Origin of the sequence: Microcoleus sp. M2_D5, assembly GCF_036701935.1 — a bacterium.
GTDB lineage: Bacteria > Cyanobacteriota > Cyanobacteriia > Cyanobacteriales > Microcoleaceae > Microcoleus.
The window spans coordinates 113,897-126,002 of sequence record NZ_JAUBRP010000004.1; the positions used below are offsets into that span (position 1 = coordinate 113,897).

The following is a 12,106-nucleotide window of genomic DNA, read 5'->3' on the forward strand; positions in this document are numbered from 1 at the left end:
AAAAATTCAATACAGGCAAGATGCCTGTTCCACAAAAATTCAATACAGGCAAGATGCCTGTTCCACAAAAATTCAATACAGGCAAGATGCCTGTTCCACAAAAATTCAATTTTCTTGTGGGGAGCAGGGGTTGGGCAGGAGATCCCGCCCATGAAATACTAATTGATAATGGTGATTTTCGGCGAGTTAGAACTTACACATTAAACCTCTGTCAGCAAGAGGCTTTCCGGCCTGTTCCACAACAAAGAGTTATATCATGTCCGGTCGATTCCCTCCGCTTCGCTTCGCCCGAAATCAGGTAGGGGCGGGTTCAACAACAATATCTGCCAATAATTGACAATCTCAAAAACCCGCCCCGCCGGGATATTATGGTTAATCGATCGGACATAATATTAAATAGATTGCTGGTATTTTTCCAGCAACTCCGGGATGTAATCGTAGCCATCAACACCGATCGCCGGAATGATATTCGCTCGACTTTTCGCCAAAGCTTGTTTAAAAGATTCCGCCCCCATTTGACCCCGCAAAATTGTTAGCAAACCAGCCGATTGACGCCACTCCATAGCACCAATTTGCTCCAAAGTATACATTCCCAAACTGCCTGCAAATATCGCTTTTTCTAGTGAGTTGATTCTGTAATAAGCTTGAGCCAAGTAAGCCAAATTCAGACCTTGCAAATATAAATCCCCTGAAAATTGAGCCGCTTGCCAACCTTTGAGCAAATATTCGATCGCACCTTCAGCATTTTCCAGGGCAATTTTAGCAATACCGAGACTGCTGGAACAAAAAGCTTGACTCTGCCTGTCTCCCAATTTTTCCGATAGCAACAAACCTTGTTCCAAATAACCGATCGCACTCTCGTAAACCTCCGGTTCCACCTCCTCCAACTGCCGCGCTTGAAACACTTCGCTGTAACCCAAATTAGCCAGGGCATTTGCCTCGCCTTGCCTTTCTCCCGTTTGTCTGGCCATAATTAAAGCCCGCTGGCTGTAATTAATCGCTTCCTGATAATTTTTTTGAGCAACATAGTTGCGGCTGATGTGATTGAGATTGGCAACTTCGCAAGCTTTGTCTCCTTCGGTACGGGCAATTTCCAGCGCTTGTTTGTGCAGCAAGATCGATCGCTCGTAGGCCCCAGCCGCCTGCATCGAATAACCCAAAAGCGTCAGAATCCGAGCTTTTGCTTGAGTGCCTTCAACTCGCCGCAGCGGTTCGTCTAAATAATCCAAAGTATGCCGCAGGGCTTTACCATCAAACGAAGCAAAAATTCCTCCGTAAAGCGGAAAGTATTCTCGCTGAGAAAAAGCGCGCAAAATTTGCAAAGTTACTTGAAAACAACCATTTGCCAACTGTTCGCCGCTCTTGGTCGAATTATTAAACCCACTAGCTAGCTGACTCCAAATTACCGCAAAAGTAATGTAAGTAGAAATTGAAGCTTTTGTTGACACTTTGGAATCGTAAACTTGCTTGTCAAACCATGTCGCCAGCGCCCGCTGCAAGCACTGCAAAATAATCGCCACTTCCACCACTGTGCCTAAATCTAAATTCGATTGCTGGGCTGCGAATTGAACTACAGATTCACCTAGCGCAATAGTATTCAAAAGAGCCTGGGTAAAGGGACTGTTAACTTTTTTTGCCCAAAAAGCCCAAGGCCCGTTTTGTTCGGGACTACCGGCAAATCCTAGCTGCTGCGGCTGATAAATCCAGCCCACAAGTTCCGGTTCCAACCGCTGCCAAGATTCTAAACCTTTGGCGATGCCGGCGGTTATTTGCTGCAAATCTTGTTCGGTTTCGGGATTAGAAGTTTGCAGCATTTGTTGGTGCAGAGATTTAGCCAATTGCTGCAATTGAGCGAGAGTCAGCGGATGTTCTTTATTCGGATCGATTACTTGCAATAATGCCAGGAGGCGAGCGTTAGATTCGGCACTAACTATTTGTTGAATAGAGGACGCAATTTCGCGATCGACGCGGTTATCTTTCTGCCAGCGTTCCCATTCTCCTTGGATGGTTTTGAGAGCTCTGAGGCTGCGATTTGCCTTTGCTTGTTTGATTTCGTCTTTTTCATTTCTGAGCTGATTTTCGGTGGCATCGAGGCGTTCGCCGAAACAGCGTTCAAAGATTTCACCGGTACCGGTGCTAATGTCTTGCACCAGCATTTGATAAACTTGTTCTTTGGAGCGAATTTGACCTTTGAGGGTGATTTCGACAATTTTGTCGATTAGTGCTAGGTAGCGATCGCGCAGTGAGGTAGAGTCTGGCATAATTTATTTTTAGTTAATAAGTTTTTATGGACAGCGCTTGCAGCTTGCACCATTTCATGCTGCTATTTAATTTTACAGCTCCTCTGGATTAATGCCCATCGATCTGAGGCGATCGGCTAATCGATTTGCTCGCTGACTTTCTAATTCAGCCCGCTGACTTTCTAATTCAGCTCGCTGCCTTTCAAACTCCTCTGGAGTCAGAACCCAATCGCCACTGGCATCGTACCAACGCAGCCACAATCTCGAACAACCTTGATAACAACCTTCCCACAAACCTATACCTAATTCTAATTCCGGTATCCAGAATCGGGGTTCGGTTAAAACTTGTTCGCGGTAACGATTGCCAACCAAACTAAATACTCTCAGTTGATTGTTGTACCGACTGAAAACAAAGTAGTAAGGAATCTGCAAAATCTGTTGGTAAACTCGCCACTTAGTAGGGGGTTTATTTCGTGCTTCTTCTGTGATTCCTAAATCATCCTCTTCAGTTCCAGGTGACAGCAGTTCTACTACTACCAAAGGACTGACATTTTCTTGCCACATCACGTAGCTGAGGCGCAATTCGTCACCTCGATAAAATCTCGGCACCCCCAATACGAGAAACCAATCAGGTCTTTTGTACCAATTGAGATGGCTAGAATCGTAGTAGAGATTGAGGTCTGTCGCTATAAATATTTGTTCTGGTGGATGGTTGGCGGGGCGGCAGGTTAAACGCAGCAGTTCGGGTTGAAACTCGTGAAATTCGTCAGGCAAACCGGGTTCCTCCGGGTCTTCACTGGGTAGATCGTACATCGTAGGGAGGACTTTTGTTTGCGAAGGCTGCGAATCCGGTACGTACATCGTCATAAGATTACCCAGGCGAGACGGCTTGAGGAGATTGAGGCGGCATGGCAATTGTAATATTATAGCGGTTTTCCGTTGAATCAGCTAGATGCCTAGTAATTAATCATGGATAATTGGTAATCAGTAAATGATTTTCAAACGGGAGGCTATTTATTAAAATACAAATGTGAGGCATAATTAGATTGCAGATTTTATCGAGTTTTTTGTGATTTCAGAAACTGTTACCATCTCAAAAAGCAATTCCATCTTAGAAGCACAAGGATTAACTCGCCGCTTTGGCGGTTTAATTGCTGTAAACGACGTATCTTTCACAGTTCAAAAACACGAGATTTTTGGATTGATCGGCCCTAACGGCGCTGGCAAGACTACTCTATTTAATGTAATGACTGGACTGATACCTGCCTCTAGCGGCACTCTGATTTATCAAAATGAAAATATTTCTAAACTGCGACCTTATCAAATTGCTAATAAAGGTATGGCCAGAACATTTCAAAATATTCGGTTGTTTGGGGAACTTTCTGCTGTGGAAAATGTGGCGATCGCCCGACACATCCACAGTCGATCGGGCAATCCAGTTTTATCGGTGCTGGCGGGGATTTTCGGCTTGCCAGCGTCTAACGCAATGGAACGCAAAACCCAGCGGAAAGCCTTAGAATTGTTGGATTTAGTCGGATTGGGCGATCGCGCGGGCGAACAAGCCAAAAACTTGCCATACGGCGACCAGAGGCGCTTAGAAATTGCCCGCGCTTTAGCCCTAGAACCGCAAATACTCTTGTTAGATGAACCGGCTGCGGGGATGAATCCCAATGAAAAGCATAAATTAAGCGAATTTATCCGAGAAGTGCGCCAACAATTCAATTTAACTGTAATATTGATCGAGCATCACGTACCGCTGGTTATGGGATTGTGCGATCGCATTGCCGTCTTGCATTTCGGTCAGCTTATTGCTTTGGGAGAACCTGCTGTTGTCAGGAATAACCAGGCGGTTATTGAGGCTTATTTGGGAGATGAAAAATAACTAAGGAAACCAGGCGATTGGAAATCGCGTTTACACAAACAATGTCCGCCTACGCGGACTAAGAATAATATTAAAAAATCACATATTGCACCCTTATTACACATTCTGTAGGGGCGGGTTCACCGACAATAATTGCCTAAAATAAACAATCTCATAAACCCGCCCCACCCAACAGTAAATCGCAATGTACCTCAAACTCAAAGTCAAAAAAATGCACGATAGCCAACCCAAAACCTCTCAAAATATCCTCTTAGAACTGAATAATATTTGTGTGAATTACGGCGGAATTAAAGCTTTACAAAATATCAATTTAATTATCAATGCAGGCGAGATTGTCAGTCTCATCGGCGCCAACGGTGCGGGCAAAAGTACCACACTCAGGGCTATTTCCAAAATAGTTAATCTGCGACAAGGACAAATTATTTATAGCGGGCGCGACATTAGCCGTCGCCTCCCTCACGAAGTCGTGAAATTGGGAATCGCCCACAGTCCAGAAGGGCGGCGGGTTTTGGCGCAGCAAACGGTGTTGGCTAACTTAGAATTGGGGGCCTATATTCGATCGGACTCGGCGGCAGTAAAAGCCGATTTAGAGCGCCAATTTGAGATATTTCCGCGCTTAGCAGAAAGACGCCGCCAGCTAGCAGGAACCCTCAGCGGCGGGGAACAGCAAATGCTGGCGATCGCCCGCGCGCTGATGTCGCGCCCGAAACTGCTATTATTAGACGAGCCTAGTTTAGGCTTAGCACCTGCGATCGTCAAAGAGATTTTCGCAATTATTCAAAACCTCCGTTCCACAGGCGTTACAATCCTCTTAGTCGAACAAAACGCCAATTTAGCACTGCAAATTGCCGATCGGGGTTACGTGCTAGAAGCTGGTAATATTACCCTCACAGGTATTGGAACGGATTTGCTAAACGACGAGCGAGTCAGGAGCGCATATTTAGGTTGACTTGGTTAATTTTTGGAATTTTGACCGCTTTCTTTGAAGCCGTCAAAGACGTTTTTGGCAAACAAAACCTCAAAAAAAGTGACGAATATGTTGTAGCTTGGTCTCTCTCATTTTTTTCAGTCATCTGTTTGATTCCCTGGGTATTTTATACAGGAATTCCGCCATTAAATTCTCAATTTTGGCTCGCCCTATTAATCGGAGGTAGCATCAACGCTATCACAGCCCTCCTCTACATCAAAGCCATCAAACTATCAGATTTATCCCTGACACTACCGCTGGTAGCTTTGACACCATTATTCATGTTGGTAACTTCACCGTTAATTGTCGGTGAATATCCAAAACTTTTTGATTATATTGGCATTTTACTAATCGTAGCAGGCTCTTATTTATTAAATATAAAAGAGAAATCTAAAGGATATTTAGCCCCATTCAAAGCACTGCTGGACGAACCAGGGCCAAAATTGATGTTAATCGTCGCATTTCTCTGGAGTATCACCTCAAATTTTGACAAAATAGGAGTGAAAAATTCATACCCTATTTTTTGGATCTTCTCTTTGTTTGGTACAATGAGTGTCTTGCTACTGCCAGTTTTATTGCACAAAACCCCAAATCCATGGCAAAAAATTATCAAACAATTACCAATGCTAGCTGCTATGGGGTTTTTCAATGCTATTGCAGTGCTTTTTCAAATGCAAGCTTTGACATTAACTTTGGTAGTGCAAGTGATTGCGATTAAGCGTACTAGCGTGTTAATGGGTGTATTGTTCGGTCATTTCATTTTTAAGGAAAAAGATATTCAACAAAGATTATTAGGAGCCGGAATCATGATTTTGGGAGTTTTATTTATCAGTTTATAGGTTGAGATTTCCGGGACTTTGACGCTCATTCTCCCCCCGAATGTAGGGGCGGTGCGCCCTCTCTCGGTTGGGCGGGGATGTCTGGGTGGGAAACACCCCCTAGCTTTATTTATGGATCGCGAATTAAATAACTTACAATTTTAATTGTTATTGTGGGATGGGCGTCCCGCCCGTCTTTAAAAGACGGGCGGGACGCCCATCCCACAAACTTGTGGAAGTTATTTAATTCTCATTCCTATGTATAAGTCATGCTATAGTAAAGGCGATCGCACTTTCTCTCACTATTTATTAAAATAAAAAAAATTAATGCACAAAATAGCCGCCACGCCAGGAGGTTGGAACCCTCAAGCAGAAGGAGTAATTTTTATTCAGCAAACCCCCGCACCAATAGTATTTATTAGTGCTGCTGACACCGACATTCAAACACTCGCAGCCGCCGCCTCCAAAATGCCGGCAGAATTCCCCAAAGTACGCGCAGTCAACCTGCTTCAGTTGCAGCAACAGCTAACAATTGATACTTATGCCGAGGAAGTTTTAGAACGCGCAGAGGTCATAATCTTAAGACTGTTAGGAGGGCGTTCTTATTGGTCTTACGGGTTAGAAATTCTGCGAGATACGGTGCAGAAAACTAACGCATCACTGATTGTAATGCCGGGAGAAGACAGTCCAGATCCAGATTTAATCAGCCATTCCAATGTATCGCTATCAGCAGTAAATCAACTGTGGCGCTACTTTACAGAAGGCGGAGTCCAAAACTTTGTTAACGCACTCAAATTTGCCGCCGATACTTGCCTGAAAACTGCTTATAATTCACCGCTACCTCAAACAGTTTCCCGCGTCGGAATTTACGAATGGACAAATCTTGTGGGGCAGGCATCTTGCCTGCCCTTACAAGATAGCAGGCAAGATGCCTGCTCCACAATACAAAATGATGCCTGCTCCACAATACAAAATAAGTTACCAGATAATTTATTAAATTTACCAACTCTAGCTAAAGTCGGAATTTTATTTTATCGCGCTCATTATTTATCAGGAAACTTAGCACCAATTGATGCACTTTGTCAAGCTCTAGCAGAGCGAAACTTAGTACCGATTCCCGTGTTTGTATCTTCTTTACGGGAACCAGATTTGCAAGTAGAATTGCTGGAATATTTCCAACCAAAAGACTCCGAACCAATTCAATTACTCATCAACACCACAAGTTTTGCTGTCTCCGGTTTCAGCAGTCAAGAACCGGAACAAAACAGCTTAAAATCCTTAGACGTTCCCGTATTGCAAGCAATCTTCAGCGGCGGCGGTTTGGAACTGTGGGAAACTGAATTACAGGGACTTTCGCCCCGCGATGTGGCGATGAATGTAGCATTGCCAGAAGTAGACGGAAAAATCATTACTAGGGCTGTTTCTTTTAAAGCGGTACAGACTTGGAACAGCGAATTAGAAACAGATGTAGTAGGCTATGTAGCAGCGGGCGATCGCATTTCATTTGTAGCAGATTTAACCGCAAATTGGGTGCGACTCAAACAAACCCCAGCCGCCAACAGACGCATCGCCATAATTCTCGCAAATTACCCCACCCGCAACGCCCGCTTAGCCAACGGCGTCGGCTTAGATACGCCCGCTAGCTGTGTCGAAATCCTCAAAGCTATGCAGCAAGCTGGCTATCAAATTGAAAACATCCCCGCTAGCGGCAACGAGTTAATTGAACTGTTAACTTCTGGCGTGACAAATGACCCGGAAGGACGCGAATTGCGGCCTGTTCATCAATCATTGGATTTGGCAGAATATGAAGAATATTTTGCTAGTTTGCCACAGCAAGTACAGGATGGGATTTGTAAAAGATGGGGGCTTCCGGGAAGCTGTACACATGATTTTATCAGTAACAAAACGTCTTTTCCGATTCCGGGGATTCAGTTTGGGAATGTATTTGTAGGAATTCAACCATCGCGGGGATATGAAATTGACCCCGCATTAAATTATCACGCACCGGATTTAGAACCTACTCACAATTATCTAGCTTACTATTACTGGCTGCGAGAAAAGTTGGGAATTGACGCTATAATTCATGCCGGAAAACACGGCAATTTAGAATGGCTTCCCGGTAAAAGTGTAGCATTGTCTAACAAATGTTATCCAGAAGTAGCATTAGGCGCGCTGCCGAATTTTTATCCCTTCATTGTCAACGATCCGGGGGAAGGTTCCCAAGCAAAAAGACGATCGCAAGCTGTGATTATCGACCACCTGACACCGCCGATGACTCGCGCCGAACTCTACGGGCCTTTGCAGCAGTTGGAAACCTTAATCGACGAGTATTGCGAAGCCCAAAGCTTAGATCCGTCCAGATTGCCCATGATTCGCGATCGCATTCTCGCCCTCACCAACAAAGAAAACTTAGATAAAGACTTAGGAATCCAACTAAATAAATCGGAATTTACAGAATTTATCACCCGCACAGACGGCTATCTTTGCGAACTCAAAGAATCCCAAATTCGCGACGGATTGCACATTTTCGGTCAGTGTCCCGAAGGCAGACAGTTGAGAGATTTGATAATTGCGATCGCCCGCCATCCCACCAACGCGCGATCGGGCATAACCCGCGCCCTAGCAGAAGACTCAGGCTACGATTTCGACCCCTTAACCTGCGATCCAACCTCGATAATTCAGCACCGCACAGCAGGCGATTTAACAGCAGAACTCGAACAAAAAGCCGCTGAATTAGTAGATAACTTAATCGAAAACATCCGCGTTTCTCCACATTTATCTGCGGTTTCCAATCCAGAAATAGGAGAAGCAACCCAACAAGAATTAAACTGGATAAACAACTATCTTTTACCATCACTCCTCCAAACAAACCAAGAAATTACCAACCTTTTGCGCGGACTAGATGGGCGGCACATACCCAGCGGCGCATCCGGCGCGCCCACTCGCGGCAGACCAGATGTATTGCCCACCGGTCGCAATTTTTACTCAGTAGATATCCGCGCCATTCCCACAGAAACCGCATGGAGAGTTGGCAGAGTTGCTGCTGAAACTTTAATCGAAAGATACACCCAAGAAAACGGCGAATATCCGAAAACTTTGGGTTTGTCAGTGTGGGGAACATCCACCATGCGGACGGGGGGAGACGACATCGCCGAAGCCTTGGCGCTGATAGGAGTTCAACCAGTTTGGGATGGCCCTTCGCGCCGGGTTGTAGATTTTGAAATCTTGCCAGTTTCTGTTTTGGGACGACCGCGCGTTGATGTTACTTTGCGAATTTCTGGCTTTTTCCGCGATGCTTTTTTTAATTTAATTGATTTGTTTGACAGTGCGGTAAAAGCTGTGGCAGATTTAGACGAATCGGCAGAAAATAACCCTTTAGCAGCACAAGTTAAGGAAGAGATTCTGTATTGGGAATCTACAGGTTTGAGTCAGGAAGAGGCGCAAGGGCGATCGCAATTTCGAGTCTTTGGCTCAAAACCAGGTGCTTACGGCGCTGGACTTCAAGGCATAATTGAAGCTCAAAACTGGACAGACGACAGCGATTTAGCAAAAGCTTACATTAATTGGAGCAGTTACGCCTATACCTCCTCTAGTTCCTCAAATTTGCCGGGAGATTTAGCAGGAGTTAAACAGAGTGAATGGGGATGTTCTGCACCCGAAGCATTTGAAAAACGCCTCGGCCAAATGCAAATAGTTCTGCAAAACCAAGACAACCGCGAACACGACATCCTCGACTCGGATGATTATTATCAATTCCAAGGGGGAATGACCGCTGCAATTCGCAATTTGCAAGGCAAAAATCCTGAAACCTATTTCGGAGATAACTCAATTCCAGAAAATCCGAAAGTGCGGCAACTGCGGGAAGAAATTGCGCGGGTTTATCGCAGCAGGGCTGTGAATCCCAAATGGATAGAAGGTGCGATGCGCCACGGTTATAAAGGTGCGTTTGAAATTGCAGCAACTGTTGATTTTTTGTTTGCTTACGATGCTACGGCAAATTGTGTAGAGGATTTTATGTATGAAGGAATCGCAGAGGCTTACATTTTTGATGAGAAAGTGCAGGCATTTATTCAAGAAAACAATCCTTGGGCACTGCGAGATATGGCGGAAAGATTGCTAGAAGCTCGTCAGCGGGGGTTGTGGCAGAGTGCGAACCAGGATACATTGGATAAATTGAGGTCGATCGCCCTGCAAGCCGAAGCAGTCCTCGAATCCCATACATAAATACTCAAAACGTCACCATCGCGGCAGCAGACTAATGGCCGCTTGCGGTAATATCTAGTAATGTTTCGCGATCGCTGAAAGCTTTATGATTCGCCGCTACATTGCTAGCATCAGCACCAGCATCCTCAAACGTACCTGCGCCGCAGCCGCTGTATTAGCCGTAACTTTGGGATGTTCGTCAACGAAGCCGCCCAACACCGCAGCGCCATCGGGTTCGATCGACGAATCCGCCGTCCTAGCGCAGGCACCAACATCTCTGTTAGCTCAAAACCGCAACAAAACCAGAAAATCCCTCAGCCTTCCCTCTTGCGCGCAAAACGACGCCTTCACGGAGTCAATTAACTTTGCCACCCAAGCTTCTAATTTGGCTCAATCAGCCAATTCAAAACAAGACTGGGACGAAGTAGCCGCCCTGTGGGTGCAGGCCGTCGCCTGGATGCAAGCGGTTCCCCCCGGCAGTCCCAGACGGGCATTTGCGGAGAAAAAAGTGGTGGAGTACATGAGAAACCTGGTTTATTCCCAGCAGCAAGCTAGCGCAACCCGATCGCAAGCCAGTAGAGTCAGCTTCAGCAGCGATTTACTCAACGAACAACTCGAACTTTACCTATCCTACGTTGCCACAGTCGGCCCACCAGATGTTTTGATTGTCGGCAGTTCCCGCGCATTGCAGGGTGTCGATCCCAAACAGCTAAAACAATCTTTGGCCCAAAGAGGCCGCCCGGGCTTAAAAGTATTTAACTTTTCAGTCAACGGCGCAACTGCACAAGTAGTTGACTTTCAACTGCGGCGGCTTTTGAAGCCCGGTCATTTGCCTCAAATGATTATCTGGGCAGACGGCGTGCGGGCATTTAACAGCGGCCGGGACGATCGCACTTTTAATTCGATCGTCGATTCTGAAGGCAGCCAACTTTTAGCAGCAGGCATTCGCCCCCAACTGCCATCCGATGAGCCCAACGTGATTCCGGCGTGTTACAGATTCCCGCAGCCTTGCGCTAACAACAATTTCCGCAAAGCATTTACCTCTGTAGATCGACCTTTCAGGGGCGGGCAAGATACCCAACCCCTACTCCCCACAATCAAAACCCTCTCTAGTGGAACCGGCATCTTGCCCGTTGCTGATACCCAACCCCTACTCCCCCCAATCAAAACCCTCTCTAGTGGAACGGGCATCTTGCCCGTTGCTGACACTCAACCCCTACTCCCCACAATCAAAACCCTCTCTAGTGGAACGGGCATCTTGCCCGTTGCTGAGAATGCTGCAAGATATGAGTTAAAACCGATCGCAGCAGATGCAGCAACCCAAAAAGCAGAATTGATTCCAGTCTCGCGACGCACAACAGTAGCCATCAGACAACTCAACCAATTGGCAGATTCGATCGACTCCAACGGATTCATGGCGATGTCGGGCAAGTACAATCCCAACACTTATTATCGACAACGCGCTTACGTTTCAGGCCAATACGATCGCGACTACGAAAACTTCAACCTCGGAGGCAAACAAGCAGCAGCCTTTAATTCAGTTGTAGCATTTACTAAAGCTCGCAAAATTCCTCTAATTTTCGTCAATTTGCCCCTCACCGACGACTACCTAGACGGAACTCGCCTGCGGGCAGAACAGCAGTTTCGGCAGCGAATGCAGCAACTCTCGCGGCAAAAAGGCTTCGCTTTCCGCGACTTTTCGCAGCGGTGGCCTGGTCGCAATGACTATTTTGTTGACCCCAGCCACCTCAACCGCTTTGGGGCCAGCGCAGTTTCTAGCCTACTCGCGGCCGATTCCAGCATTATCTGGCCGCGGCCCAAATCCAGCCGCAGCGACGGGTAATACGATTTTAGATTTTAGATTTTAGATTTTAGATTCAAGAATTGGGAATTAAAGATGAGATAATGGAGGCGAGCTTTCCAAAAATTCGATTACTTTTTGCAACTGCTATAAACCAGAGGGAGAGTCGGCGATTCAGTCTAAAGTCTAATAATC

The 12,106-nt window shown here is 46.0% G+C and carries 7 protein-coding genes; 5 read left to right on the forward strand and 2 right to left on the reverse strand.

All coding sequences use genetic code 11. The features are described 5' to 3' along the window. Nucleotides 1-392: 392 nt before the first annotated feature. Complete coding sequence (locus QUA50_RS02990; protein ID WP_333259146.1) at nucleotides 393-2,261, reverse strand: tetratricopeptide repeat protein; 1,869 nt, start codon at nucleotides 2,259-2,261, stop codon at nucleotides 393-395. Nucleotides 2,262-2,333: 72 nt separating this feature from the next. Beyond that, nucleotides 2,334-3,107 (reverse strand): Uma2 family endonuclease, encoded by a 774-nt coding sequence (locus tag QUA50_RS02995; protein ID WP_333259143.1) that lies wholly within the window; start codon nucleotides 3,105-3,107, stop codon nucleotides 2,334-2,336. A gap of 202 nt (nucleotides 3,108-3,309) precedes the next feature. Between QUA50_RS02995 and QUA50_RS03000 the strand changes: the two genes are divergently transcribed. The 5 genes from QUA50_RS03000 to QUA50_RS03020 all read left to right on the forward strand — a co-directional run bounded on the left by QUA50_RS03000 (nucleotide 3,310) and on the right by QUA50_RS03020 (nucleotide 11,953). Continuing rightward, the gene (locus QUA50_RS03000; RefSeq protein ID WP_333259140.1) at nucleotides 3,310-4,122 is read left to right on the forward strand and encodes an ABC transporter ATP-binding protein; all 813 of its coding nucleotides are present in this window, start codon (nucleotides 3,310-3,312) and stop codon (nucleotides 4,120-4,122) included. Nucleotides 4,123-4,333: 211 nt separating this feature from the next. Beyond that, on the forward strand, nucleotides 4,334-5,071 hold the full coding sequence (locus tag QUA50_RS03005; RefSeq protein WP_333259460.1) for an ABC transporter ATP-binding protein: 738 nt from the start codon (nucleotides 4,334-4,336) through the stop codon (nucleotides 5,069-5,071). Further along, the gene (locus QUA50_RS03010; RefSeq protein ID WP_333259137.1) at nucleotides 5,068-5,928 is read left to right on the forward strand and encodes an EamA family transporter; all 861 of its coding nucleotides are present in this window, start codon (nucleotides 5,068-5,070) and stop codon (nucleotides 5,926-5,928) included. The genes QUA50_RS03005 and QUA50_RS03010 overlap by 4 nt, the downstream gene beginning before the upstream one ends. 306 nt (nucleotides 5,929-6,234) lie before the next feature. After that, entirely contained in the window at nucleotides 6,235-10,131 is a 3,897-nt protein-coding gene (gene cobN, locus QUA50_RS03015) for a cobaltochelatase subunit CobN (protein WP_333259134.1), read from the forward strand. 85 nt (nucleotides 10,132-10,216) lie between these two features. Further along, on the forward strand, nucleotides 10,217-11,953 hold the full coding sequence (locus QUA50_RS03020) for a hypothetical protein (RefSeq protein ID WP_333259131.1): 1,737 nt from the start codon (nucleotides 10,217-10,219) through the stop codon (nucleotides 11,951-11,953). Nucleotides 11,954-12,106: the final 153 nt, after the last annotated feature.

Bases quoted from the DNA above. Each gene is read 5' to 3' on its own strand.
- QUA50_RS02990 (WP_333259146.1), bottom strand. From the start codon at position 2,261: ATGCCAGACTCTACCTCACTGCGCGATCGCTACCTAGCACTAATCGAC.
- QUA50_RS02995 (WP_333259143.1), bottom strand. From the start codon at position 3,107: ATGACGATGTACGTACCGGATTCGCAGCCTTCGCAAACAAAAGTCCTC.
- QUA50_RS03005 (WP_333259460.1), top strand. From the start codon at position 4,334: ATGCACGATAGCCAACCCAAAACCTCTCAAAATATCCTCTTAGAACTG.
- cobN (WP_333259134.1), top strand. From the start codon at position 6,235: ATGCACAAAATAGCCGCCACGCCAGGAGGTTGGAACCCTCAAGCAGAA.
- QUA50_RS03020 (WP_333259131.1), top strand. From the start codon at position 10,217: ATGATTCGCCGCTACATTGCTAGCATCAGCACCAGCATCCTCAAACGT.